The sequence below is a fragment of the Streptomyces sp. JLBJ103 genome, from assembly GCF_058215575.1.
This window is the reverse complement of record NZ_CM177089.1, coordinates 8214282-8240147: the sequence shown is the minus strand read 5'-3', so window position 1 is coordinate 8240147 and position 25866 is coordinate 8214282. Positions and strand designations below refer to the sequence as shown.

The 25866-nt window shown below is 71.6% G+C and carries 24 protein-coding genes and 1 pseudogene; 20 read left to right on the top strand and 5 right to left on the bottom strand.

The window, feature by feature from the left end; genetic code table 11:
• Positions 1-37 precede the first annotated feature (37 nt).
• The 3 genes from egtC to AC4BEG_RS34945 all read left to right on the top strand — a co-directional run bounded on the left by egtC (position 38) and on the right by AC4BEG_RS34945 (position 2412).
• Positions 38-793 carry an ergothioneine biosynthesis protein EgtC gene (gene egtC / locus AC4BEG_RS34955; protein WP_490703690.1) on the top strand — a complete coding sequence of 252 codons (756 nt, stop codon included), beginning with the start codon at positions 38-40 and terminating at the stop codon, positions 791-793.
• Complete coding sequence (gene egtD / locus AC4BEG_RS34950; protein ID WP_490703689.1) at positions 790-1755, top strand: L-histidine N(alpha)-methyltransferase; 966 nt, start codon at positions 790-792, stop codon at positions 1753-1755. Before egtC ends, egtD begins: the two co-directional genes overlap by 4 nt.
• Positions 1756-1887: 132 nt before the next feature.
• Complete coding sequence (locus tag AC4BEG_RS34945; protein WP_490703688.1) at positions 1888-2412, top strand: GNAT family N-acetyltransferase; 525 nt, start codon at positions 1888-1890, stop codon at positions 2410-2412.
• 3 nt (positions 2413-2415) lie between these two features.
• On the opposite strand, the pseudogene AC4BEG_RS34940 reads toward AC4BEG_RS34945, so the two are convergent.
• Positions 2416-3086, bottom strand: a pseudogene (locus AC4BEG_RS34940) (substrate-binding domain-containing protein).
• Here AC4BEG_RS34940 and AC4BEG_RS34935 point away from each other — a divergent pair.
• The 7 genes from AC4BEG_RS34935 to AC4BEG_RS34905 all read left to right on the top strand — a co-directional run bounded on the left by AC4BEG_RS34935 (position 3077) and on the right by AC4BEG_RS34905 (position 11122).
• On the top strand, positions 3077-4372 hold the full coding sequence (locus AC4BEG_RS34935) for an ABC transporter substrate-binding protein (protein WP_490703687.1): 1296 nt from the start codon (positions 3077-3079) through the stop codon (positions 4370-4372). The pseudogene AC4BEG_RS34940 and the gene AC4BEG_RS34935 overlap by 10 nt on opposite strands.
• A gap of 8 nt (positions 4373-4380) precedes the next feature.
• A complete protein-coding gene (locus AC4BEG_RS34930) occupies positions 4381-5280 on the top strand; it encodes a carbohydrate ABC transporter permease (protein WP_490703686.1) in 900 nt (299 codons plus the stop codon).
• A gap of 5 nt (positions 5281-5285) precedes the next feature.
• Positions 5286-6107 (top strand): carbohydrate ABC transporter permease, encoded by an 822-nt coding sequence (locus AC4BEG_RS34925; RefSeq protein ID WP_490707301.1) that lies wholly within the window; start codon positions 5286-5288, stop codon positions 6105-6107.
• Positions 6108-6122: 15 nt separating this feature from the next.
• Positions 6123-7352 carry a glycoside hydrolase 5 family protein gene (locus AC4BEG_RS34920; RefSeq protein WP_490703685.1) on the top strand — a complete coding sequence of 410 codons (1230 nt, stop codon included), beginning with the start codon at positions 6123-6125 and terminating at the stop codon, positions 7350-7352.
• Positions 7353-7393: 41 nt separating this feature from the next.
• Positions 7394-9517: an endo-beta-N-acetylglucosaminidase gene (locus AC4BEG_RS34915; RefSeq protein ID WP_490703684.1), complete on the top strand. Its 2124-nt coding sequence runs from the start codon at positions 7394-7396 to the stop codon at positions 9515-9517.
• A gap of 64 nt (positions 9518-9581) precedes the next feature.
• On the top strand, positions 9582-9743 hold the full coding sequence (locus AC4BEG_RS34910; RefSeq protein ID WP_490703683.1) for a hypothetical protein: 162 nt from the start codon (positions 9582-9584) through the stop codon (positions 9741-9743).
• 158 nt (positions 9744-9901) lie between these two features.
• Entirely contained in the window at positions 9902-11122 is a 1221-nt protein-coding gene (locus tag AC4BEG_RS34905) for a transglycosylase family protein (RefSeq protein WP_490703682.1), read from the top strand.
• A 77-nt stretch (positions 11123-11199) separates the two neighbouring features.
• Here AC4BEG_RS34905 and AC4BEG_RS34900 read toward each other — a convergent pair whose 3' ends face one another.
• Together AC4BEG_RS34900 and AC4BEG_RS34895 are read right to left on the bottom strand one after the other, a co-directional pair.
• A complete protein-coding gene (locus tag AC4BEG_RS34900) occupies positions 11200-12114 on the bottom strand; it encodes an SDR family oxidoreductase (RefSeq protein ID WP_490703681.1) in 915 nt (304 codons plus the stop codon).
• Complete coding sequence (locus tag AC4BEG_RS34895) at positions 12111-12944, bottom strand: SDR family oxidoreductase (protein WP_490703680.1); 834 nt, start codon at positions 12942-12944, stop codon at positions 12111-12113. The genes AC4BEG_RS34900 and AC4BEG_RS34895 overlap by 4 nt, the downstream gene beginning before the upstream one ends.
• Before the next feature lie 86 nt (positions 12945-13030).
• On the opposite strand from AC4BEG_RS34895, the gene AC4BEG_RS34890 reads away from it, so the two are divergent.
• From AC4BEG_RS34890 to AC4BEG_RS34865, 6 genes are all read left to right on the top strand, one after another.
• On the top strand, positions 13031-13786 hold the full coding sequence (locus AC4BEG_RS34890; RefSeq protein ID WP_490703679.1) for an enoyl-CoA hydratase family protein: 756 nt from the start codon (positions 13031-13033) through the stop codon (positions 13784-13786).
• Between the two features lie 8 nt (positions 13787-13794).
• Positions 13795-14655: a CoA transferase subunit A gene (locus tag AC4BEG_RS34885; RefSeq protein ID WP_490703678.1), complete on the top strand. Its 861-nt coding sequence runs from the start codon at positions 13795-13797 to the stop codon at positions 14653-14655.
• Positions 14652-15392, top strand: a complete 741-nt coding sequence (locus tag AC4BEG_RS34880) for a CoA-transferase subunit beta (RefSeq protein WP_490703677.1) — start codon at positions 14652-14654, stop codon at positions 15390-15392. Before AC4BEG_RS34885 ends, AC4BEG_RS34880 begins: the two co-directional genes overlap by 4 nt.
• On the top strand, positions 15392-16438 hold the full coding sequence (locus AC4BEG_RS34875) for an NAD(P)H-dependent flavin oxidoreductase (protein ID WP_490703676.1): 1047 nt from the start codon (positions 15392-15394) through the stop codon (positions 16436-16438). The genes AC4BEG_RS34880 and AC4BEG_RS34875 overlap by 1 nt, the downstream gene beginning before the upstream one ends.
• Positions 16439-16658: 220 nt before the next feature.
• Positions 16659-18158: a glutamate synthase subunit beta gene (locus AC4BEG_RS34870; protein ID WP_490703675.1), complete on the top strand. Its 1500-nt coding sequence runs from the start codon at positions 16659-16661 to the stop codon at positions 18156-18158.
• A gap of 117 nt (positions 18159-18275) precedes the next feature.
• Positions 18276-19268, top strand: coding sequence for an MBL fold metallo-hydrolase (locus tag AC4BEG_RS34865; RefSeq protein ID WP_490703674.1), 993 nt, complete (start codon positions 18276-18278; stop codon positions 19266-19268).
• 28 nt (positions 19269-19296) lie between these two features.
• Here AC4BEG_RS34865 and AC4BEG_RS34860 read toward each other — a convergent pair whose 3' ends face one another.
• Entirely contained in the window at positions 19297-19605 is a 309-nt protein-coding gene (locus AC4BEG_RS34860) for a DUF7677 family protein (protein ID WP_490703673.1), read from the bottom strand.
• 7 nt (positions 19606-19612) lie between these two features.
• Positions 19613-20002, bottom strand: coding sequence for a MerR family transcriptional regulator (locus tag AC4BEG_RS34855; protein WP_490703672.1), 390 nt, complete (start codon positions 20000-20002; stop codon positions 19613-19615).
• A gap of 66 nt (positions 20003-20068) precedes the next feature.
• On the opposite strand from AC4BEG_RS34855, the gene AC4BEG_RS34850 reads away from it, so the two are divergent.
• From AC4BEG_RS34850 to AC4BEG_RS34835, 4 genes are all read left to right on the top strand, one after another.
• Complete coding sequence (locus AC4BEG_RS34850) at positions 20069-21172, top strand: alkene reductase (protein WP_490703671.1); 1104 nt, start codon at positions 20069-20071, stop codon at positions 21170-21172.
• Positions 21173-21361: 189 nt separating this feature from the next.
• The gene (locus AC4BEG_RS34845; RefSeq protein ID WP_490703670.1) at positions 21362-21625 is read left to right on the top strand and encodes a GlsB/YeaQ/YmgE family stress response membrane protein; all 264 of its coding nucleotides are present in this window, start codon (positions 21362-21364) and stop codon (positions 21623-21625) included.
• Positions 21626-21811: 186 nt separating this feature from the next.
• Positions 21812-24400 (top strand): hypothetical protein, encoded by a 2589-nt coding sequence (locus AC4BEG_RS34840; protein WP_490703669.1) that lies wholly within the window; start codon positions 21812-21814, stop codon positions 24398-24400.
• Entirely contained in the window at positions 24397-25851 is a 1455-nt protein-coding gene (locus AC4BEG_RS34835) for a DUF2201 family putative metallopeptidase (RefSeq protein ID WP_490703668.1), read from the top strand. The genes AC4BEG_RS34840 and AC4BEG_RS34835 overlap by 4 nt, the downstream gene beginning before the upstream one ends.
• Positions 25852-25866: the final 15 nt, after the last annotated feature.

The window sequence follows — 25866 nt, the reverse complement described above, 5'->3', positions numbered from 1 at the left end:
CCGGAGACGCCGTCCCCGCTGCCGGGGGGTGGCGCTGATGTGCCGGCATCTCGCCTATCTGGGGCCCGAGACCGCCATCGGCGACGTGGTCAGCGCTCCGCCGCACAGTCTGTTCACACAGTCCTGGGCGCCGCGGCGGCAGGCCCACGGCACCGTCAACGCCGATGGGTTCGGGGTCGGCTGGTACGCGCCGGACGACGCGGTGCCCGCGCGCTACCGCCGCGCCGGGCCCATCTGGGGCGATCTGTCGTTCGCCGATCTCGCCCGGGTGGTACGCACCGGGGCGCTGATGGCGGCCGTGCGCGATGCCACCGAGGCGAGTGCGGACGGGGAGGCGGGGGCCTCACCCTTCGCCTCCGGGGTCTGGCTGTTCAGCCACAACGGCGCGGTGCGCCAGTGGCCGCAGTCGCTCGCGGAGGTGGCCGCGTCCCTGCCGCCCGCCGATCTGCTGAGCCTCGAAGCGCGCTGTGACTCCGCGCTGGTGTGGGCGCTGGTGCTGCACCGGCTGCGGCGGGGGCACGCACCGGCCGAGGCACTGGCCGTGGCCGTCGAGACGGTGGCGGCGGCCGCGCCCGGTTCACGGCTGAACCTGCTGCTCCTGGACGGCTCGACGATCGCCGCCACCGCGTGGGGCGACACCCTGTGGTACCGGGCCGACCCGGGCCGCGCGGTGGTCGTGGCCTCCGAGCCGTACGACGACGATCCGCACTGGACGGAAGTCCCCGACCGCACCCTGCTGACCGCCACCCGTACCGATGTTCTCCTCTCTCCCCTCAAGGAGGCTTCCGCGTGAGCCCCTTCACCATGACCCGGACCCTGCCCGTGGACTCCACGACCGCCGCACTGCGCGACGATGTGGCCGACGGGCTGACCCGCACTCCCAAGCGGCTGCCGCCGAAGTGGTTCTACGACGCCCGTGGAAGCGAGCTCTTCGAAGAGATCACCCGGCTGCCCGAGTACTATCCGACCCGCGCGGAGCGGGAGATCCTCATAGCGAGGGCGGCGGAGATCGCCGAGGCGACCGGGGCGAGAACCCTGGTCGAACTGGGCTCCGGCTCCTCGGAGAAGACCCGGCATCTGATCCGGGCGCTGCCGGATCTGCGGGTCTACGTCCCGGTGGACGTGAGCGAGAGCGCCTTGGAACCGGCCGGGCGCGCCCTGCTCACCGAGCATCCGGAGCTGACGGTGCACGCCATGGTGGCCGACTTCATGCACGGGCTCACCCTCCCCGACGACGCCCCCGGGCCGCGGCTGGTGGCGTTCCTCGGCGGCACCATCGGCAATCTGCTGCCGCCCGAGCGCCGGGAGTTCTTCACCGCGGTGAGCGCGATGCTGGCGCCGGGCGACGCGCTGCTGCTCGGCACCGATCTGGTCAAGGACGAGGCCACACTGATCGCCGCGTACGACGACGCACAAGGGGTCACCGCGGCGTTCAACAAGAACGTGCTCGCGGTGCTCAACCGCGAGCTGGGTGCTGACTTCAACCCGGCGGACTTCGACCATGTCGCGGTCTGGGACGCCGAGGAGGAGTGGATCGAGATGCGGCTGCGGGCCCGCAAGGAGCTCACCGCGAAGATCCCCGCGATGGACCTCGCGATCCACTTCGCGGCCGGTGAGGAGATCCGCACCGAGGTGTCGGCGAAGTTCCGGGAGGAGAAGGTACGGGCCGAACTGGCCGCCGCCGGGCTGGAGTCGCGGCGCTGGTGGACCGATGCCGAGGGACGCTTCGCGCTGTCGCTGGCGGTACGTACATAACGGCACCGGGGGTGTTTCCGGTGGCCGCCGCCCGCGTCCGGGCGGCGGCCACCGCTGTGCGCACGAGCCCGGGTCTTGTCGGTCGGACCGGGGCCACCGCCACGTGGCGTACCTCTGTGCGAAGATCACGGCGTGAACGATCTGAGCTTCCGCCGTGCCGAGGATGTCGACCTTGCCGCTGTGGTGCGCCTGCGCGACGACGCCGCCCGCTGGATGCTCGCCCAGGGCGTCACCGGCCAGTGGCACCCCGGCGAGCTGGGCGAGGACCACTTCCGCCGTATCGCGAAGAGCGGTGAGCTATGGCTCGCCGAGGTCGCCGGACGCGTCGTCGGGGCCTGGGAGCTGTGGTGGGAGGACGAGGACGCCTGGGGGCCGCAGCCGCCGACGGCCGGATATGTGCACCGGCTGATGGTCGACCACAGCAGCGTCCCGCCCGGCACCGGACGCCGACTCCTGCGTGTCGCTGAGCGCTGTATAGCCGAGGCAGGCCGGACACTCGCACGCCTGGACTGCCTCGCCGGCAACGAACGCCTCACCGCGTACTACCTCGACGCCGGCTACCGGATCGTCGGACGCAAGGACGGAAAACCACAACCCGGCGGCGCACCCAAGTCGTTCACGCTCCTCGAAAAGTCCGTAGCGGAGGCCGGAGGATAGGAGCTAGCCGGGCGGGGCGGCGGTGCTACCGCGGAGGGCCCGCCTCGGGGCGTCGTCTTGGACCCGGACCGCCGGCCCACCGTCGAGCAGCGCGATCAGCCGCACCGCGGCATGCCGCCCGAACGCCGCGGTGTCACGCACCAGGGCGGTCAGGGAGGGGTGGGTGCTGCGGCACAGTACGGAGTCGTCCCAGGCCACGATGGACAGATCGGCCGGGACGGACAGACCGCGCTCGGCGGCGGCGAGTCCGGCGACCGCCATCACATCGTTGTCGTAGACCAAGGCGGTGGGCGGCCGGTCCCGGACGGGTCGACCACGAGGACCCCGTCCACCCGGTGCTCGGCCCACCAGCGGCGGTAGGTGGCGCATTCCGCGTCCAAGTCCTCCACCACCTGGAACAGCAGACCGAGGCGGCGCGGGGAGAGCGCTTCCTGCACCCCTGAGACCACTTGCAGGAAGAAGGACTCGACACCGAGGGTGCCGGCGGGCCGGGCGAGCACCAAACCGACGGTGGCCGAGCCCTCGCCGGACAGGGCACGGGCGGCCGTGCTGGGCTGCCAGCCGGGGGATGTCTTGACGCAACTCCCGCTCCGGGTGCAGTTTTTGGTCCGCCCCTCCCGATCCCACCGGCCTTGTGCCGGCTCATCGAAGGAGCTCGTCGGCCATGCCCATATCCCGTAGAGCGACCGCCGCCATCCTCCCCCTTCTGCTCTCCTCCATGGCTCTGACCAGTTGCAATGGGGATGACGGTGGAGGCGGTTCACGCGCGGACGGTGCGATCGAGGGCGAGATCCGCTTCCAGACCTGGAATCTCCGGGCCAACTTCAAGGACTACTTCAACGGTCTGGTCGACGCTTTCGAGGAGAAGTACCCGAACGTCAAGGTCACATGGCTGGATCAGCCCGCCGAGAACTACGCGGAAAAGCTCAGCGCGGACGCCGGATCCGGCAATCTCCCCGATGTGGTCAATGTGTCCCCGGACCTCGCCCATCCACTGGCCAAGGCCGGGGTGCTCATGAATCTGGACCAGGAGAGGGCCAGCTCTCGCTTCCGCTCCGATTACACCCCCGAGGCATGGAAGGGGAATGCCCTCCCCGGTCTTGACGGGACCTATGCCTTCCCCTGGTACCTCAACACCGGCCCGATGTTCTACAACAAGGCGCTCTTCCGTAAGGCGGGGCTCGATCCGGACAAGCCGCCGCACACGTACGACGCGTTGTTCTCCGCCGCCGACACCATGGCCTCGACGTCCGGCACCAAGGTGGCCACCCTCGCGGGCACCCCGTCCATCGAGGACTTCGGCCGCTACGGCGTGGCGCTGATGAACGACGACGCCACCGCGTTCACCTACAACGAGCACCAGGGTGTGGAGCTGCTGACCCGGTACAAGCAGCTCTACGACAAGGGCGGTCTTGACGGACAGGCGCTCACCAACACCCCCGAGAAGGCGGGGCAGAAGTTCCTGGAGCAGAAGGTCGCGATGAACCCGGGCAGCGCCCACGACCTGGAGACCTTCAAACGGGACGCGCCCAGCCTCTACAAGAACCTCGGCATCACGGAGGCGCCCAACAACACCGGCAAGCCCAACATGTATGTGATGGGTCTGGCGGTGAAGGAGAACAGCGAGCACAAGGCCGCGGCCATCGCGTTCGCGCACTTCGTCACCAACCGGAAGAACCAGGAGTCCTTCGCCCACAAGGTGGCCATCTTCCCCAGCACCAAGGGGTCGCTGGACAAGCCCTACTGGACCAAGGACGACGGCACCGACGAGGGCCGGGTGCGGGTCGCCTCCGCGAAGCTGCTCAAGGGCGCGGTGAACTACACCCCCGTGGTGATGAGCGACGAGATGAAGACCGTGCTCCAGAACGAGGTGGCCAAGGCCCTCCAGGGCAAGAAGTCGCCCAAGAAGGCGCTGGACGACGCCGTGGCACAGAGCAACCAACTGCTCCAGCAGGGTTAGGGGCACCGATGAGCCGCCGCCCCGCCGCTCCCTCCTCACGGACGCACCGGGCCGCGAGCCCCTGGCTCTTTCTGCTCCCCGGGCTCGGAGTGGTCTCCGCGTTCACCCTCTATCCGTTTCTGACCACCGTGTACCAGGCGTTCACCGACACCCGGACGCTCACCGGCGGCTCCTGGGTGGGTCTGGAGAACTTCCGGACCATGCTGGACGACGAGCAGTTCACGGTGGGGCTGCGCAACAGCCTGCTGTACGTGGTGATGGTGGTGCCGTGCACCGTGGTGCTGCCGCTGCTGCTGGCCCTGCTCGTGCGCAAGCAGGTCCCCGGTGTCGCCTTCTTCCGGGCCGCCTTCTACACCCCGGTGGTGGCCTCGGTGGTCGTGGTCTCCCTGATCTGGGGGTGGATGCTGGACGACCGCGGCCTGATCAACGGCATCCTCACCTTCCTCGGCGCCAGTCCGGTGGCATTCCTCGGCGACCAGTGGCTGCTGCTGTTCAGCGCCATGGCGCTGACGGTATGGAAGGGACTCGGCTACTACATGATCATTTACCTTGCCGCACTGGCGAACGTACCGCCCGAACTCCACGAGGCCGCCGCCGTGGACGGCGCGGGCGCGGTCCGCCGCTTCCTCAGCGTCACCGTCCCGGCGGTCCGCTCCACCATGGTGCTGGTCGGCGCCCTCTCCTCGGTGGCCGCGTTCAAGGTGTTCTCCGAGGTCTATCTGCTGGCCGGGCCCACCGGCGGCCCGGCCGGACAGGACACCACGCTGGTGATGCTGGTGCAGCGGGTGGGCACCGGGCTGAACGGGCGGGTGGGCTACGCCTCCGCGCTCTCGCTCGTCGTCTTCGCCATCACCCTTGTGCTGATGCTGCTGGTGCTGCGCGCCGACCGGCGGGAGGAGCTCGGGTGAAGCGCATGTCCGGCTGGGAGAAGGCGCTGCGCTATCTGCTGCTGCTCACCGTGCTGGCGCTGACCGTGGGCCCCTTCCTGTGGCAGCTGTCCACCTCGCTCAAGAGCACCACCGAGGACATCTACACCTCACCGCCCGCCTTCCTGCCCGCACACCCCACACTCGACAACTACTCCGGGGTCGCGGACATCGTCCCGGTGTGGGACTACGCGCTGAACTCGCTGAAGGTGGCGGTGGCCAATGTGCTCACCAACTGTGTGGGCGCGGCGATGGCGGGATACGCGCTGGCGCGGCTGCGGTTCCGGGGCCGTAAGGCGGCCGGTCTTGCGTTTGTGATGGCGCTGCTGGTGCCGCTGGAGTCCATCATCATCGCCCAGTTCACCACCATGCGGGATCTGGAGCTGAACAACACCCTCATCGCCGTGGTGCTGCCGGGAGCGGTGAGTGCGCTGAACGTCCTGCTGATGCGGAACGCGTTCGCCCAGCTCCCGTACGAGATCGAGGAGGCCGCGGTCATCGACGGGGCCAATGTGTGGCAGCGGTTCGTACGGATCGGATTGCCCGCCGTGAGGGGCACCCTGGCGGTGGTCGCCATCTTCGCCTTCATGGGCGCCTGGGACGACTTCCTGTGGCCGCTGATCGTGCTCTCCGACTCCGACAAGTTCACTCTGACCGTCGGCCTCAACTATCTGCACGGCACGTTCGCCAACAATCCACGGCTGGTCGCGGCGGGCACCATCATCGCGGTCGCCCCGCTGATCGTGATGTTCGCCTGTCTCCAGCGGTACTTCTTCCGTGGCGTCGGCGAGGGCGCCATCAAGGGCTGAAGGGATCGATCTTCCGTGCGCTTCGGCGTCAACTACACCCCCACCCGCGGCTGGTTCCACCACTGGCTGGACTTCGACCTCGACGAAGTGCGCACCGATCTGGACTCCGTCGCGGCCCTGGGCCTGGATCACATCCGGGTCTTCCCGCTGTGGCCGGTCTTCCACCCCAACCGCTCCCTGATCCGCCCCCGCGCGGTCGAGCAGCTGGTCCAGCTCGTCGACGCGGCGGCCGAACGCGGCCTCGAGGTGAACGTGGACGGCTTGCAGGGCCATCTGTCCAGCTTCGACTTCATCCCGTCCTGGACCACCACCTGGCACCGCCGCAACCTCTTCACCGACCCCGAGGTGGTGGAGGCCCAGGCGGAGTATCTGCGCACGCTGGCCGCCGCCCTCGCCGACCGTCCCGCGTTCCTCGGCATGACCGTCGGCAACGAGTTCAACCAGTTCTCCGCCGCGCCCCACCCCGACCCCGACCGCATCACCTCCGCACGGGCCGGGACATGGCTGCGCGCCATGCTCGACGCGTGTGAGCAGGGGGCGCCGGGGCGGATGCATCTGCACGCCTCCTACGACGCCGCCTGGTACCACGACGACCACCCGTTCACCCCCGCCCACTCGGCCCGGCTCGGCGCCGCCACCGCCGTCCACTCCTGGGTGTTCAACGGCACGGCGCAGCGCCACGGGTCCACCGGCTCCGCCACCGGACTGCACGCCGCCTACCTCATCGAGCTGTCAAAGGCGTGGGCGACGGATCCGCACCGCCCGGTCTGGTTGCAGGAAGTCGGCGCGCCCGCGCCGCACATCCCGCCCGAGCGGGCCGCCGCCTTCACCAGGACCACGGTCGCCCACGCTCTGGACTGCCCGGATGTGTGGGGCGTGACCTGGTGGTGTTCGCACGATGTGGACCGCGGCCTCGCCGACTTCCCCGAGCTGGAGTACGGGCTCGGGCTGCTCACCAACGACCGCCAGGTCAAACCCGCCGGACGGGCACTCGCCCGGATCGTCCGGGAGTGGCGGGAGCGGCCTCCCGCCCCGCGCACCACCGCGCTGGTGGCGGAGGCCGGTGAGGAGGCCGGCCGGGGGCGTTCGGCGTGCGCACCGGGTGGGCGGTTCTTCGAGGCATGGATGCGCGCCGCCGGCCAGGGCCTGCGACCGGCCGTGGTGCTGGCCGAACGCGCCTCGGACACCGCGCACTTGGCCGCTCGCGGCATCACGGAGGTGCTGACCGTCGACGCCCTCGGATAAGCCGTCCACCATCACCTGACCTCCCAGCGAAGGAGACCGGCGTGTACGACAGATCCGCAACGCCCGGCACGGACACCGCTCGCCCCGGCCGCCGCCGGGTCCTGGCAGCGGGCGCGGCCACGGCGGCGGCCGCCGCCCTGCCGATGGGCACCGCGACCGCCGCGGGCCGGATACGCCCGGCCGCCGCTGCCGCCGCTGCCGCCGGGGACCTGCGGCCGTACGCCTCGTACTGGTTCCCCGACAGCCTGCCCTCCGGCAGCCCGGGGGAGGGTGTCGTCTGGCGCAGCCTGACGTCGTGGACACCGGAGTCCGATCCGGATCTCGCCTTCAACACCGCGACCGTCCCGCTCGACTCCCGTTTCGCGCCGGTGGCGCCCAACACCACCGCGCGCACCGGTCACGCGCGGGTGTCCGCGCTGGCCGCCTTCGCGCCCACCGCCGGCAACCCCTCCCAGGGGTCCGCGACGGCCGATTTCTACGCGCTCACCCACTGGGCCTATCTCGACGAGCTGGTGTTCTGGGGCGGTTCCTCCGGCGAGGGGGTGATCCTGGCGCCCAACGCCCCCGTCGTGGACGCCGCCCACCGCAATGGTGTCCCCGTGCTCGGCACCGTCTTCCTGCCGCCCGTGGCGTACGGCGGGCAGTTGCGCTGGACACGGGATCTGGTCCAGCGCGGCAGTGGCGGCGGGTTCCCGATCGCGGACAAGCTGATCCAGGTGGCGCGGGCATACGGTTTCGACGGCTGGTTCATCAACGCCGAGACCGACGGCGGGGACACCCGACTGGCCACCGATATGCGGGACTTCCTGCGCCATCTGCACGACCACGGCGAGGGATTGCGGATCACCTGGTACGACGCGATGGTCGACAGTGGAGCCGTGAGCTGGCAGAACGCACTCAACGACCGCAACTCCACCTTCTTCCGCGCCTCCGGCACCATGTTCCTGAACTTCGACTGGAGCCGGTCGGGGCTGGCCTCCTCGGGGCGGCTGGCGCAGGACCTGGGACGCAGCCGCTATGAGCTGTGGGCCGGGATCGACGTCGAGTCCCGTGGCTATGACACCCCGGTGAACTGGGACGCCGTGGTGCCCGCCGGCGCCGCGCACACCACGGCTTACGGCTTTTACCGTCCCGAGTGGACCTGGACCAGCTTGCCGTCAGGGCAGCGGACACCGGCGGCCTTCCACGCCCGCGACGACCGCTTCTGGACCGGTGCCTCCCTCGATCCGTCCGCGCCGGGCAGTGGCGCCGGAGGGTGGCGGGCGCCCGCCGTCTCCGTAGCCGACCGCTCCACGATCACCGCGCTGCCCTTCGCCACCTCCTTCAACACCGGCCACGGCCTGCGCTGGTACGAGGGGGGCGAGGCGGTGTCGGACACGGCCTGGAACCATCTCGGACTCCAGGACCGGCTGCCGGGGCGCCGCTGGGTGGTGCGGACGGCCGGTGCCCGCCCCACCGTCACCTTCGACTTCGCCGACGCCTGGCGCGGCGGCAACAGTCTGCTGGTGGACGGCGCGCTGGGCGCGCCCACGACCGTCGAGCTGCACTCGGTGCGGCTGCCGCTGTCTGCCGCCACCGTGGTGGAGCTGGCCCATCGCGCCGACGCCGGTTCGGCGGCGGTCCGGGTGGAACTGGCGGTGGCCGTACGGGAACCGGACATCCCGGGCGGTGCGTACGACTTCGCCTACCTTCCGGCGGGCACACCGCGCGCGGGCGGTGGCTGGACCACCGCCACCCTGCGGATCGGACGGCGGCTGCGCGGACTCCGGGCGGAGTCGGTGCGCGCCCTCGGGGTGCGGCTGACGGCGCGCAGCGGTGGCACCGTGCGGTGGCGGCTGGGCGCGCTCGCTGTACGCGACGCCACGCCCGAGGCGCCGGACGCTCCCGGAGCGCTGACGGTGACCGCGTCCCGGCCCGGCGGCGAGGCCGGAACGGCCGCGCTGCGGCTGTCCTGGGGGCGCTCGTCCGGTGCGGTACGCCACTACGAACTGCACCAGGTGCTGCCGGGCGGTGGCCGCCGCTTCCTCGGCGGCACCTGCGGCACCGCCTTCTACGTCCCCGCGCTGCGACGGGCCGACGGCGAGCGGGCGTCCCGGCTCGATGTGCGGGCCGTGGACGAGCTGTTCACCTCCTCCCCGCCCTCGTCCACCACGTTCACCTGGTAGCGCCCGACTCGACCTGCGGCTACGAGGTCACGCGTACGGGGCACACGACCAGGGGACGCACCGCTTGCGGACCCGGCTGACCGCCGGATTCCCGCTGTCCGGCACCGCGTTCCGCGATCTGCTGGAGCGGTCGGCCGGACCGGCCGAAGTCCAGGGCCCGCACTGCCCGCTCGCGCTCCGCCCGTTCGAGATCGTCACCCTGCGTCTCTACCGCACCACCGAGTGAAATAATGTGACACACATCACACCACCCGGTGAGGGTTGCAGCACAGCGCGGTGCGGCTCTCCTTCCGGGTCAACTCCCTCTTGTTGTGGCCGAATCGGGCCCTTATGTTTGGCGCGCCCGGCAGCTCGCCGCACTGGCAGCAGGAGAAGGAGCCGTCCATGCCCTTACGGGGACGCCACCGCCGTCCGAAGCCCCACCGCATCTCCCGTGCCTCGCTGAGCGTCACGGCGGGCGGCGCCGGTATCGCCGCCCTGCCACTGGTCGGCGCCACGGGCGCGCACGCGGCCTCGGAGGGGACCTGGGACAAGGTCGCCCGGTGCGAGTCCACCAACACCTGGGACATCAACACCGGCAACGGCTTCTACGGCGGGCTCCAGTTCACCCAGAGCACCTGGAAGGCGTACGGCGGAACCGCCTATGCGGCACGGGCCGATCTGGCCACCAGGGACCAGCAGATCGCCGTTGCGGAGAAGGTGCTCGACGCCCAGGGCCCCGGGGCCTGGCCGGTCTGTTCCGGCACAGCGGGGCTGACCCGGGATGCCGCCGCGCCCCACAGCGCTCCCGAGGCCATCACGGCGTCCGCTCAGAAAACCAAGGAGAGCAAGCAGAAGCAGAGCATGCCCACGCCCACCCGGCTGCCCGGCCAGGCGCCGTCCGGGTCCGGCCGCTATGTGGTCGTCAGCGGCGACTCGCTCTCCCGGATCGCCAACGACCAGAATGTGCGGGGCGGTTGGCGGACACTGTACGAGACCAACCGGGAGACCATAGGCGGCGATCCGGATCTGATCTACCCCGGTCAGAAACTGGCCTTGAGCGGCAACGGCAAGACCGCACCGAAGGCGGACACCACGCCGAAGGCCACACCGAAGCCGCAGCCCGAGACCCACCACAAGGCCAAGCCCAAGCCGCAGCCGCATCCCCAGAAGCAGCACTCCAGCCGCCACCGGTCCGGCGCCAAGCCCGCCACCGGCTCGGGGTTCACCGCGCCGGTCAGCGGCGTCAGCCCGACCACCTCCTACCGGGCATCCGGTTCCAGCTGGTCCAGCGGCCATCACACGGGTGTGGACTTCCCCGTGGGCGTGGGCACCTCGGTAAAGGCCGTCACCACCGGCCGGGTGGTCTCGGCGGGCTGGGCCGACGCGTACGGCTACGAGGTGGTGATCCGCCACCCGGACGGCAGATACAGCCAGTACGCCCATCTCTCCCAGCTGTCGGTGCGAGCGGGGCAGAGCGTCAACGGCGGTCAGCAGATCGGCCGTTCCGGTTCGACGGGCAACACCACCGGCCCGCATCTCCACTTCGAGATCCGCACCGGCCCCGGCTACGGCTCCGACGTCAACCCGCTCTCCTATCTGCGCGCCCATGGCGTCAGCATCTGAAGACACCTCCCGCCTCATTCGCACCGGGCCGTACGCCGAGGCGCCGGGAGCCGAGGGGGCCTGGCGGGAACAGGACGTCAAAAGGCCCCGTACACCGGCTCCGGCGGCTCGGCGGCGGCGAGCAGTTCTTCCGCTGCCTCGCCCGCCTCGGCGGGGGTCCAGCGGGCGCCCTTGTCGGCGGTCGGCCCCCGGCGCCAGCCGTCCATGACGGTGATGCGCCCACCGTCGGCCTCGAAGACCCGGCCGGTGACCCCGGCGCAGGCGGCGGAGCCGAGCCAGACCACGAGCGGTGAGACATTCGCGGGGGCCATGGCGTCGAAGGCGCCGGGCTCGCCGGGGGCGGCCATGGTGTCGGCGAAGGTGGCCTCGGTCATCCGGGTGCGGGCGGCCGGGGCCACGGCGTTGACCTGGACGCCGTAGCGGTCCAGTTCGGCCGCGGCGACGAGGGTGAGACCGAGGATCCCGGCCTTGGCCGCCGCGTAGTTGCCCTGACCGACGCTGCCCATGAGCCCCGCCCCGGAGCTGGTGTGGACGACGCGGGCCGCCGGTGTGCGCCCGCCCTTGGTCTCGGCGCGCCAGTGCGCGGCGGCGTACCGCAGCGGCAGGAAGTGGCCCCTGAGGTGGACGCGGATCACCGCGTCCCACTCGTCCTCGCCGAGGTTGACGAGCATCCGGTCGCGGAGGAAACCGGCGTTGCTGACGAGGGTGTCGAGCCGGCCGTAGGTGTCGAGGGCGGCGGCGACCAGGGAGGCGGCCCCGTCGGTGGTGGCGATGTCCGCGGTGTGGGCGACGGCCTCGCCGCCCGCGGCCTGGATCTCCGCCACGACCTCGCGGGCCGGGTCCGCCGACCGGCCGGCGCCGTCCAGGCTCGCGCCGAGGTCGTTGACGACAACTTTCGCGCCCTCGGCGGCAAAGGCGAGCGCGTGGGCACGGCCGAGGCCGCGGCCCGCTCCGGTGACGACGGCGACGCGTCCGCCGCACAGTCCGCTCATCTCACTCCTCCTGGATGGTCGGGTCCTGGGTGCTCGTTCGGGGTGGTGGGATCGGCCGCGTTCGCCGTGGCCGCGTCGAGGAAGGCCGGGCGCTCCCCGCCGCCGTGCACGGCGAGGCTCGCGCCGGTGATGTAGCGGGCGAGACCGGAGGCGAGGAAGACACAGGCGTCACCGGCCTCGGCGGGTTCGGCCAGCCGCCGGAGGGGCACGGTGCGGCCGACGGCGGCGACGCCGTCCGCGTCCCCGTAGTGCAGATGCGACAGTTCGGTGCGGACCATGCCGAGGACGAGGGTGTTGACCCGCACGGTCGGGGCCCATTCCACGGCCAGGCTGCGGGCGAGGTTCTCCAGGCCCGCCTTGGCGGCCCCGTAGGCCGCGGTGCCAGGGGAGGGCCGGGTTCCGCTGACACTGCCGATCATCACGAGGGAGCCACCACCCTCCTGATGGCGCATCAGCTCGTGGGCGGCGAGGGCGACGGTCATGGGCGCCGTCAGATTCAGCTCCAGAACACGGGCGGCGCGGCGCGCACCGGTGGCGGCGATCAGCCCGTAGGGGCTGCCCCCGGCGTTGTTGACCAGCAGGTCGAGATGTCCGTACGTGTCGCGAAGCCAACCGAAGAAGCCGTCGACGGCATCGGCGTCACGGACGTCGAGCGGCCGGAATCGCGCGGTGCGCCCGGCGGCCCGGACCGGGGAGCCGGGGGCGCGGCGGGCGCACACCACCACCTCGGCTCCGGCGGTGAGCAGGGCCCGCGCAATGCCCGCCCCGACACCGCGCGTTCCTCCGGTGACCACGGCGACCTGCCCGGCCAGGTCGATGGTGACGGCCACACGACACCTCCCGCTGTGCGGTGAGCACTGCTACCTTCTACCTTCACGCCTAACAAATGTTTGGTGGAAAGGTAGCGGATCTGCTCATGGGTGTCTCCACCACCGCCCCGGAAGCGGGCGTCGCCGTTGTCACCATGGACTTCCCACCCGTCAACGCCCTTCCCGTGCACGGCTGGTACGCGCTGGCCGCGGCCGTGCGCACCGCGGGCGCCGACCCTGAAGTGCGCTGTGTGGTCCTCACCGCCGAGGGCCGGGGGTTCAACGCGGGCGTGGACATCAAGGAGATGCAGCGCACCGAGGGGTACGGGGCTCTCCTCGGCGCCAACCGGGGCTGTGCCGAGGCGTTCGCCGCCGTCTACGACTGCCCGGTGCCGGTCGTCGCGGCCGTACAGGGCTTCTGTCTCGGCGGCGGCATCGGCCTGGTGGGCAACGCGGACGCGATCGTGGCGAGCGAGGACGCGACCTTCGGCCTGCCGGAGCTGGACCGCGGCGCGCTGGGGGCGGCCACCCATCTGGCCCGGCTGGTACCGCAGCATCTGATGCGGGCCCTGTACTACACCGCGCGCACCGCCACCGCCGAGGAGCTGCACCGGCACGGCTCGGTGTGGCGGGTGGTGCCACGCACCGGACTGCGCACCGCCGCGCTGGAGCTGGCGCGGGAGATCGCCGCCAAGGACGGCGCACTGCTGCGGCTGGCCAAGGCCGCGATCAACGGTATCGACCCGGTCGATGTGCACCGCAGTTACCGTTTCGAGCAGGGATTCACCTTCGAGGCGAACCTCGGCGGGCTCTCCGACCGGCACCGGGACGCCTTCCTCGCACAGGGCGGTGAGCGGCGGTGAGGCCGGGCATGGACAAGCGGATGGGCGCGGCGGAGGCGGTCAGCCGGATCGAGAGCGGCATGACGGTCGGTATCGGCGGCTGGGGTTCCCGGCGCAAGCCGATGGCGCTGGTGCGGGCCCTGCTGCGCACCGGCGTCACCGATCTGACGGTGGTCTCCTTCGGCGGTCCGGACGTGGGGCTGCTGGCCGCGGCCGGGAAGATCCGCAAGCTGGTCACCGCCTTCGCGACGCTGGACTCGATCCCCCTGGAGCCGCACTTCCGGGCGGCGCGCGAGCGCGGCACCCTCGAACTGGTCGAGCTGGACGAGGCGATGGTCATGTGGGGGCTGACCGCCGCGGTGCACCGGCTGCCGTTCCTGCCCGTCCGCGCGGGCCTCGGCTCGGACGTGATGACGGTCAACCCCGCTCTGCGGACGGTCCGTTCGCCGTACGAGGACGGTGAGGAGCTGGTGGCGGTACCGGCGCTGCGGCTGGACGTGGCCCTGGTGCACCTCAACCGCGCGGACGCCGCGGGCAACGGCCAGTACCTGGGCCCCGATCCGTACTTCGACGACCTGTTCTGCGAAGCGGCGGAGCGGGCGTATGTCTCCTGTGAACGCGTGGTCGACACCGCGGAGTTCGCGGCGGCGGGCGGCCCGCAGACGCTGCTCGTCGCCCGGCACAGTGTGACCGGTGTGATCGAGGCCCCGCACGGCGCCCACTTCACCTCCTGCGTCCCCGACTACGGGCGCGACGAGGCGTTCCAGAGCGCGTACGCCAAGGCCGCCGCCGACCCCGGGGCATGGCGGGAGTTCAGCGCGCGCTTCCTGTCCGGGGACGAGGACGCGTACCGGGCCGCGGTGGCGGACTTCGGGAGGGAGGGCCGATGACCGAGGGTGTGAGCCGCGCCGAGACATGTGTGGTGGCGTGCGCGGAAGCGTGGCGGGGCGACGGGGAGATCCTGGCCGCGCCGATGGGCATGGTGCCCCGGATCGGCGCACAGCTGGCCAGGCTCACCTTCGCGCCCGGTCTGCTGCTGACCGACGGCGAGGCGATGCTCATCGGCGACGACCCGGAGGTGGTGGAGGGCTGGCTGCCGTACCGCCGCCATCTGGCGCTGGTCAGCGGTGGCAAACGCCATGTGATGATGGGCGCGAGCCAGCTCGACCGCCACGGCAACCAGAACATCTCGTGCGTCGGCGACTGGAAGCGGCCCCGGCGGCAGCTGCTGGGCGTGCGCGGAGCGCCCGTCAACACCCTGAACAACCCGACGAGTTACTGGGTGCCCCGGCACTCCCGCCGGGTGTTCGTGTCACAGGTGGACATGGTCTGCGGTGTCGGCTACGACCGGGCGGAGGCCGCCGGGCCGGCGGCGAGCCGCTTCCACCACCTGCGGCGCGTGGTGACCGATCTCGCCGTCCTGGACTTCGCCACCCCCGACCGCACCCTGCGGGTGTGCTCCCTGCACCCGGGGGTGACCGCGGATCAGGTGCGGGAGGCCACCAGCTTCCCGCTGACCATCGCCGACGACGTCCCTCGCACCCGTGAGCCGAGTGAGACCGAGCTGCGGCTGATCCGGGAGGTCATCGATCCGGAGGGGCTGCGCGAGCGGGAGGTGCCGTCCTGATGGACACCGCGCTCACCGCGCTCACCGGTGTCCGCCATCCGATCGTCCAGACCGGTATGGGGTGGGTGGCCGGGCCCCGGCTGGTGTCCGCCGTGGCCGACGCCGGGGCGCTGGGCATCCTCGCCTCCGCCACCATGTCCCCGGACCGGCTGCGGGCGGCGGTACGGGAGGTCGCCACGCGCACCGACGCGCCGTTCGGCGTGAATCTGCGGGCCGACGCGGGCGACGCCCCGGAGCGGGTGCGGATCATCATCGAGGAGGGCGTACGGGTGGCGTCCTTCGCGCTGGCCCCCACCCGCGAGCTGATCGCCCGGCTGAAGGACGCGGGCGTGGTGGTCATCCCGTCCGTCGGCGCACGGCGGCACGCGGAGAAGGTGGCGGCCTGGGGCGCGGACGCGGTGGTGGTGCAGGGCGGCGAGGGCGGCGGCCACACCGGTGAGGTGGCCACCAGTGTGCTGCTCCCCCAGGTCGTGGACGCGGTGGACATCCCCGTGGTGGCCGCGGGCGGCTTCCACGACGGACGGGGTCTGGTGGCCGCGCTCGCCTACGGGGCGGCCGGGATCGCGATGGGCACCCGCTTCCTGCTGACCTCCGACAGCACGGTGCCGGACGCGGTGAAGGCCCGCTATCTGGCCGCGGCGGTCACCGATGTCACCGTCACCACGGCGGTGGACGGAATGCCGCACCGAATGCTCCGCAGCGAGCTTGTCGAGGCCCTGGAGCGCTCCGGGCGCGCGGCCGCGCTCGTCCGCGCCGTGCGCCACGCCGCCGCCTTCCGGCGACTGTCAGGGATGGGCTGGGCGCGGATGGCGCGCGACGGACTGGCCATGCGCCGCGGCCGGGAGCTCACCTGGAGCCAGGTGCTGCTGGCCGCCACCACCCCGATGCTGCTGAAGGCGTCGATGGTGGACGGGCGGACCGACACCGGGGTGATGGCCTCGGGCCAGGTGGCGGGGGTGATCGACGATCTGCCGTCCTGCGCGGAGCTGGTGGACCGGGTGATGGCACAGGCGGAGGCGGTACGCGCCCGGCTGCCGGCCGGGTAGCGGTCCGCCCTGCTGCGGGTCGGGGCGGCAGTTTGGTGGTCTGGTGGCGGCGGTCCGGAACGCCCTGGTCAGCCCGTGGACGGCGGTCCGGCCCTGTTGCGCGGCACCGGTCGTACAGTGGGGAGAAGCGCGTGGCGGCGCCGTACGCCGCCGCCACGCCGGGAGCCCGGTGGACCGGGCCCTCCCTGGCCAGACCATGACAGGGGTAACGGAGGCCGTCATGGCCGACCCGAAGGGTTTTCTCACCACACCACGCCGCCTTCCGCCGCGCCGCCCGGTGCCCGAGCGGGTGCGGGACTGGGACGAGGTCTACCAGCCCGGCGGACTGCTGCCGATCATCAGCGCCCAGGCGGATCGCTGTATGGACTGCGGTGTCCCGTTCTGCCACCAGGGCTGTCCGCTGGGCAATCTCATACCCGAGTGGAACGACCTGGTCTCGCGGGAGGACTGGCTGCGGGCGATCGAGCGGCTGCACGCCACCAACAACTTCCCGGAGTTCACCGGACGGCTGTGCCCAGCCCCGTGCGAGAGCGCGTGTGTGCTCGCCATCAACCAGCCCGCGGTCACCATCAAGAACGTCGAGGTCGCCATCGCCGACCGGGCGTGGGAGAGCGGCCGCGTCCCGCACCGGCCCCCGGAGCGGCTGACCGGCCGGACCGTCGCGGTGATCGGCTCGGGCCCCGCGGGGCTTGCCGCGGCGCAGCAGCTGACGCGAGCGGGCCACACCGTGGCGGTGTACGAGCGGGACGACCGGGCGGGCGGTCTGCTGCGCTACGGCATCCCCGCGTTCAAGATGGAGAAGCACCACCTGGACCGGCGGCTGGCGCAGATGTGCGCCGAGGGCACCAAGTTCCGTACCGGGGTGAGCGTGGGCACCGATGTGGACGCCGCCGAACTCAGGTCCCGTTACGACGCGCTGGTGATCGCGGTGGGCGCGCGGGCCTGGCGGGAGCTGCCGGTGCCCGGCCGGGAGCTGGCCGGGATCCATCAGGCGATGGAGTTCCTGCCGATGGCCAACCGGGTCCAGGAGGGCGACTACCTCCGGCCGCCGATCACCGCCGAGGGCAAGCATGTCGTGATCGTCGGCGGTGGGGACACCGGCGCCGACTGTCTGGGCACCGTACTGCGCCAGGGCGCCGCCTCGGTGACCCAACTGGACATCCACCCCCGGCCGGGCGACGAGCGGGACGAGGGCGAGCCCTGGCCCACCTACCCCAAGATCTACCGGTTGTCCGCGGCGCACGAGGAGGCGGAAGAGCTGGCGGCCGCCCCGGAGGCGGACGTGGACGCCCGGGTGTTCTCGGCCACCACCGTCCGCTTCGACGGCACCGCACCGGACGCGGCGCGGCCGCACGGCAGCGTCCGGGCGCTGCGGCTGGTCGGAGCGGAGTGCGAGGGAGGGCCGGAGCCGGGCGGCGAGCGGGTGCTCCGCGCCGATCTGGTGCTGCTCGCGCTGGGGTTCCGCGGTCCGGAGCGGGACGGGCTCTTCGACCAGCTCGGGCTGGAGGTCGACGCCCGGGGGAACATCGCCCGCGATGCGGACTTCGGCGCCGGGGCGGACGGGGTCTTCGTGGCCGGGGACGCGGGCCGCGGCCAGTCGCTGATCGTCTGGGCGATCGCCGAGGGCCGGTCGGCCGCGGCGGCCGTGGACCGCTATCTGACGGGGTCCACGACCCTCCCGGCGCCGGTCGAACCGGCCGACCGGCCCCTCACGGCATGACAACCGCTGTGGCCTGGCCATCCCGATGGGAACGATGGCGGGATGACGGGAAGGCGCGAATGACGGGATGGCGCGATGTGTCCGTCATCCGGCGCGGCACCCGGAATACTGGCGTCCATGCTCTCGCAGTCGCCGCTCATCGCCCTTGCCGACGGAGTCCACCTGTGGTCCCCCACACCGAGCACCGGATGGGGGCTGGCCAACTGCGGTCTGATCGTCTCCCCCGACGGCGCCGCGGCCTGGGTGGACACCCCCTACGACCGCCGAATGGCCCTGGACTTCCTGGAGCGCAGCCGGACTTTGCTGCCCGACGGCGGCCGTATCGGCCGGGTGATCGTCACCCATGCCAACGGTGACCACCTGTGGGGCGCGGAAGTACTGCCGGACCCGGAGGTCGTGGCCACCCGTGAGGCGCTCGGCCATATCGCCTGGGAGCCGGAGCCACGGCAGTTGCACGCCCTGGTGCACGGCAGCGATCCGGAGACACCGCTCGGCTGGTACCTCCAGCACCACTTCGGACGGTTCGACTGGTCCGCCACCGATGTGGTCGAGCCCACGCTGACGTTCACCGGTGAACTCGATCTGCGTATCGGGCAGGTGCCGGTCCAGCTGTTCGCACTGCCCTCCGCGCACACCACCGGCGATCTGATCGCCTATCTGCCACAGCAGCGTGTGGCGTTCACCGGCGATGTCATCTTCGCCTCCGGTCCGGGCGACCCGGGCGACCACGCGGTGCACTGGGCCGGACCGCTGAGCCAGGTGATCGCCGCCTGTGAACGGGTGCTGGCCACCGGGGCGGAGATCATCGTCCCCGGCCACGGTCCGGTGCTCGACCCGGAGGGCGTCCGCGATCACATCCGCTATCTCGAGCACCTCCGCGACCGCGCCCATCAGCTGCACTCGGCCGGAGTCCCCGCCCTGGACGCGGCCCGCACACTCATCGGCGAGAACACCTTTCCGCGGCTGGGGCTGCCCGAACGGATGGTCATCACGGTGGCCACCGAGTACCGCCATCTCGACGGCGCGACGAACAGTCCGGACATCCTCGCCGTCATGGCCGATCTCGCCCAGGTCGCCTGGGAGCGGCGGGATGTGACGGTGGCGGACTGAAGCGTGGTGGGGATGGCTCCTGACGCCGTCAGGGACCGTGGAGTTCGGTCTCCCAGGGCTGAAACGGCGGCTCGACCCGGTAGCCCGGATCGCAGTGGGCTCGGATCCACTGGGCGGCGCGGTACTGCGCCTCTCCGTCGTTCAGCACCTGCCCGTTCTCGTCGAGGCGCAGTACGTTGCCGTAGATCGCGAACACCTGCTCCAGAACGGAACCGTACTGGAAGAGAGCCGGTCGGTAGTCGATACCGTCGAGCAGGTCGACGTCGACGGTGCCGTTCGCGAGGTAGAAGGCGAAGAACCGGAGCGAGGCGCGCACGTCCACGGGAAGGTGTTCCACCGTCCCATCATGCATGTCCTCCGCGGGCCGCCGGCCCCGGGGAGTCCGACGCCGCGGCGATCACCTCGTCCAGGACATCGCGTGACCGGATCAGATCGCCGATCGTGCGGTCGATGCGGTCCCGTTCCCCGATGAGTTCGGTGACCAGCCGCTGAGTGGCGATCTCGGACGGACCGCCGTCCCCGTCCCGCATACAGGGCAGCAACTGGGCGATCTTCGTGCTGTTCAGCCCCGCGGCCAGCAGCTCCTGGATGCGGATGACCCGGTCGACGGCCCAGTCGCCGTACTCGCGGTGGCCGCCTGGTGTGCGCTCCGCCCGCAGCAGTCCTTGCTGTTCGTAGTAGCGCAGCGAACGCTCGCTCACCCCGCTCCGCCGGGCCAGTTCACCGATGCGCATCGCCCCACCTCGCACGCCGACTCACGACTTGAATCTGACACTGATGTCAACTCCTACCGTACCGGCATGACGAACGCCTCAGTGGACTCCCCGCTATTCGCCCCCTCCCGCCTCGGCCCCCTGCGTCTGCCCAACCGTCTGGTGATGGCACCGCTGACCCGCAACCGGGCAGGAGCAGACGGGGTACCGCAGCCCATGATGACGACCTACTACGCACAGCGCGCCTCCGCGGGGCTGATCATCGCCGAGGCCGCCACGCCGAACGCCGTGGGGCAGACCTATCCCCATATCCCCGGGATCCACACCGGCGCACAGGTGGCCGGATGGCGGCAGGTGACCGACGCGGTCCGCGCCGCCGGTGGCCGGATGTTCTTGCAGTTGCAGCACGGAGGACGGGTCGGCCACCCCGATACCCACGGCCTGACGCCCGTCGCGCCGTCACCCGTCCCGCTCCCGGAGACCATTCACACCCCGCGCGGACGTCAACCCGCCGTTCTGCCACGGGAGATGACCGCCACCGACATCCGGTCCACCGTGGCCGACTTCGCCTCCGCGGCCCGCAATGCCATCGACGCCGGGTTCGAGGGTGTCGAGGTGCACTCGGCCAACGGCCATCTTCTGCACCAGTTCCTGGCCAAGAACACCAACCACCGCACCGACGGTTACGGCGGTCCGGTGTCCGGACGTATCCGCTTCACCGTCGAGGTGGCCCGAGCCGTCGCCGACGCGATCGGCCCCGAACGGACGGGAGTGCGCATCTCCCCCGGAAACACCGTCAACGGCATCGAGGAGGGCGACACCGACGCGATCTACCCGGCGCTGGTCCGGGCGCTGGCCGGCACCGGCCTGGCCTATCTGCACATCGTGTTCGCCGATCCCGGCCAGCCGCTCTACCAGGACATCCGGAGTGAGTGGCCGGGCACTCTGATCGCCAACCCGGCGCTGGGGCGGGGGCCGTTGCCCACCGACGGCGGCCGTCACGCGGGCGAACGGCTGCTGGCCGCCGGAGCCGATCTCATCGCGCTCGGCCGCGCGTTCATGGCCAACCCCGACCTGGTCGAACGGCTGCGCATCGGCGCACCCCTCAATCCGGTGCGGGACCGGTACGCGATGTACACGGGAGGCGAGACCGGCTACCTCGACTACCCGACCCTGGCGGCCACCACATGAGAACACATGCATCGCATCGCGCAACTCCCTGAGAGACCGTTCTGCTCCTGGCCAAGTACGCCAACACCGTGACCTGAGGAGAAACCCCACGGGGGCCGGTGACGTCATCCCTATCGCCATGGCCATCGGCGCCCCCGCCGTCGGCGGCCCCGGCACCTCCGAACTTCACAGGGCAGAAAAGAGAGGTATATGGAGATCTCCGGGATCGTCAGCGCCGTTGTCTTCGGCGTCGTCATCGGCACGATGGCACGGTCGGTGCTGCCGGGCGGACAGCGTCTGGACGTGGGGTGGACCATCGGCGTCGGTGTGGTCGCCGCGCTCATCGGCACCGGTATCGCCGCCGGGCTGGGGGTGGCGGACACCGAGGGCATCGACTGGATCGAGTACCTCCTCCAGATGGTGTCGGCGGCCGCGGGCACAGCCGCACTCAGCCGAGTCAAAGCCCGCGATTGACCACAGTCCCCCGTCGCCCGCACGGGTGTTCCGGAGGGGGACCCCACGGTGTCGTACCCCGCCGATAACGTGTGTGGTGTTGCGGGGGAAGACAGGTCACCTGCCGAGGGAGCGTCATGCTCCCCGGCCGGTCACCCTGTCCTGGTTCCCCGCGCCCTGTGAGCGCCGACGAGAGGACCAGGCCAGATGACCGGATTGCCGCTCCGACCCGCGTTCGGGCCGCTGCTCGACCGCGGCCGTCCGGAGGATCTGCGGGAGTTGCTCGAGCGGACGCCCGATCTGCTGAAGCCGGTGGTGCGGACAGCCGAGTGGATCCCGTCGGCGCTGGTGGACGCGGTGCTGGCCGAGGCCGGACCGTGGCTGGAGCTGCTGGCCGGGAACAAGCATGCGACGGCGGCCGATGCGACGCTGCGCGCGCGGCTCGCGGCGTCCGGTCATCCGCTGGTGGCGGCCAAGGCGTTCCACGACGGCTCGTGGACACTCGCCGAGCTGCGTACCGTCCTGGCTGCGGCGGATCCCGCCGACCGCTTCTGGTTCGACAAACCGGGTCCGGCGGCCGGGCTGTTGACGGTAGGGGCCTCCTCGGCCGGGCACCGGCGGCTGGCGCTGCGGGCCGCGGTGGTCTCTCCGTTCCGCGATGTGGTGGCGCACGCCCTCGACGCCCTGTGGCAGACCGGTGAGCTGACGCGTGGCGAGCGGCTACGGGGCATGCTCTCCCTCGTCGTCCACGGTGGTTCGGACCGGCTCACGGAGCTGCTGGACGCCGTGCGCGCGCCCGATGGCGGACACGACGAGGAGGACATCGCGCTGGGCCTGGCGGCCGTGGCCGGTCCGGAGGGAGTGGAGGCCCTCCGGACCGCGGTGGAAGCGGCCGAGGGACCGGCAGGGCTGCTGGACGAGGTGTGCGGCCCGCCGAAGGGCGTGCCCGAAGCGCTGGGACTGCGCGCCGAGCTGGACTGGGCGGGGCTGGTGGGCGCACATCGCACACAGCCGCTGGCACCGGGGGTGGTGGCCGCGCTGATCGCCAGGACCGACTGTCCCGCCGAGGCGCTGCCGGTGCTGTGCGAGGGGCACCCCGACGCCGCGACGCTGCTGACGGAGCTCGGGCGGCCGGTGCCGCTGGCCGCGCTGGACGCGCTGCCCGCCAAGGAGGCCCGGAAACTGCTCCCTTCACTGGTGCGGGAGGGGCTCGGGCGGACCGTGTCCGCCGATGAGCTGCTGGCGCTGCGCCCGGCGATGGCGGCGCTGACCTCGGTTCAGCCCATGACGACCACCCGTGAAGGACACGAGCGGGCCGCCGGGTTCACCGCGAAGCTGACCGCTCTGGTGGCGGAGAAGCTGGGCGACGACGTGGCCGCCTGGCGCGTGGTACGGGCCCGGCTGGCCCGGTTCCGCGGCACGGTGGCCGAGCTGCTGGACGACGCCGTGGCCAGGGCGGCACGCGGGGAGGGCGCCGACGGACCGTGGCCGGAGGCGGCCGAGCGACCGGCGTTCACCGAGGCGGTGGTCCCCAAGGGCGCCCGCGCGGCGTTCCTGGTGCTGCTCGACACCGCCGACACCGCGACCCAGTGGCGGCTGCTGCCGCATCTGGACGACCGCACCGCGTACGACCTGCTGGTGCTCTGCCGGTTGCGGACCGAATGGCCGGCACGGGCGCTGGCCGCCCCGGGAAACCGGGAGCGGGTGCTGCTCTCCCGCCGCCGCGATCTGTCGGCGGAGGTGGTGACAGCGCTGGCGGCTCTGGACGATCCGGCGGTCAACGCGGGTCTGGTCTATCAGCGCTCGGTGACCTGGGAGCAGCGATTGGCGCTGGTCACCGGAAAGCCGTTCACACCGGGACGGACCGATCGGCTGCCGGTCGACGAGGCGTTCCGCGCGGACCTGGAGCGGAGCACCCGCCGGGACCAGAAGGTGTGGTTCGCGCCCTGGACCGCCAGTGGCGACCCGTGGATGACCGGGCATGTGCTGCACAAGGTCGCGCTGAACTCGCAGCATCTCCAGTGGCGGTTCGCATGGGGGCTGTGGGAGCGCCAGGGGCCGGAGCAGCTCGGGGAGCAGCTTCCGAACTGGTTCCAGCCCACCGTGCGCACCACCGTCGCGGAGCTGCTGGCGGACCCCGACCAGGACGGTGCGCGGGAGCGGCTGCGGGAGCTGGCGCGGAAGGCCGGGTCGGCCAAACAGCTGGCCGGACGGCTGCGCCATCCGACCATCGACCGCACGCTGGACTGGCTGCTGGCCGAGGGGTTCGACTGGGACTGGGACACCCTGCTCACGGAGCATCTGCGCTCCCCGCTGCCCCGCTACTACCTCTCGGAGCTGGCCGAACTCGACGGCTGCCCCGAGCTGTTGCGGCTCGCGGTCGGGCGGATGTCCCGCTCGGAGCAGACCGCCTACCGGAAGCTGGTGGAGGGCGAGGACCCCTCCCGGGTGCTGGCGAAGGCCACCCTCTCCACACCTGACGACGGGGTGTCCTGGGTGGAGATGGCGATCCGGCGGAAACTGCTCACCCGTGCCGAGGTGGTGGACACCGCCAAGCCCGCCCACTGTGTGCTGGCCCTCGTGCGGGAGGCGGAGCAGCGGGGCGAGACGGACGGCGGCGGGGAGCACCTCGAGGCTCTGATCCGTCAGCATCTGGACGGCAGCGCGGAGGCGTGGACGCTGGGCTTGCGTCTGCTCCCGGAGTTCACCGGCACCGTACCGGAGTTGCTGCGGACCGCGGGGCTGGCTGCCCTGGCCCCCGTCGGCCCCGGAGCGGGGCGGGAGGACAAGGCATGACGCAGGTGGCGGGACGGAGCCGGCACGCCCCGGCACGCCCGGTCGTGGACCTGGCCGACCGGCGGGCACTGCTGGCCTGTCAGGTGGACGATCCGGAGGTGGCCGAGGAGGGGCGCAGACTCAAGGAGGCGGCGCTGCTGGACTTCGGGGTCAAGGACAGCGTGGTGTCCTCATGGCTGTTCGCCAAGTGCCACTACCAGATCCCGACGGCCGCGGTGGACACCGCGGCGGTGGTGGCCACCGGCGACGGCACCTGTCTGCTGCTGTACAACCCCGGGTTCTTCGTGGCCATCGGGGCGAGCGGGGTGCGGTTCGTGCTGTTCCACGAGGCGCGTCATCTGATCCACCGCCATCTGTACGTGGAGGAGGAGCTGCGCGCCGATCCGGTCTTCGATCTGGCGGCGGAAGTGGCCATCAACCATGTGGCACTCATCCGGCTGGGGCGCACGGAGCTGCCGACCCGGGCGGTGCCGGACGGCGAGGGGGGCACCCGGCGGGAGCCGGTGGGTGTCGATCCGCGCGAGGTGCACCGGATGTACCGGGCCGATCTGCGGGAACAGGGTCTTCAGCCGCTGTCCTACGAGGACTTCACCGTGACGGATCTGACGATCTACGGCGAGCTGAAGCGGATGCGCAACCCCCCGGTGCCACCGGTGCTGTGCGTCCACATGGGCGCGGGCGGGGACGAGCAGAGCGGGGTGCCGATGGATCCGGAGACGGTGTCCTCGGTGGTGGACCGGACGCTGGCCGAGCTGATGCGCCGGGCGCTCCGCGGTGAAGAGCTCGCTCGCGAGGAGCTGTTGACCCTCGCGGACCGCAGCGCGGACGGCGGCAAGCGGCTGGAGCGGATGTGGGGCCGGATGGGGCTCGGCGCACTGCGCGGCGAGACCCAGCGCACCCGCCGGGTGGAGTGGTGGCGGCGCTGGCTCCACGATGTGCTGGCCTCCAAGCTGCGGGAGGGCGAGCGGCTGATCTATCCGAAGAAGCAGGGGGCGGTGCTGCTGGCGCTCGGCCATGACCCGATGCTGTCCCGGCGTGGTGCCGAGCGCACCAAGGTGGTGGTCGTGGCCCTGGACACCTCGGGGTCGATGCCTCAGGAGGTGGTCGACTGGATCACCTCGCTGGTGGGCCGGACCGAAGGGGTGGAGAGCCACTGGCTGAGCTTCGACGGGACGGTGATGCCCTTCGCTCCCGGGGAGCGGGTGCACGGCGGGGGCGGCACCAGCTTCCAGGCGGTCGTGGACTACGTCGAGGGTCGGCTCGCGGTCAGTGGACGGCGGTTCGAGGAAAGCGCCGATGCGGTGATCATGGTCACCGACGGCTACGCCCCCGCCGTCACCCCGGAGCGGCCCGACCGATGGATCTGGCTGATCACCGATGGTGGTGACGACTGGCCGGAGCGGCATGACCCGCCGATGGCATGCCATCGCGTGGTCACCGGCGACAGCTGAACCGAGAGATCTCCC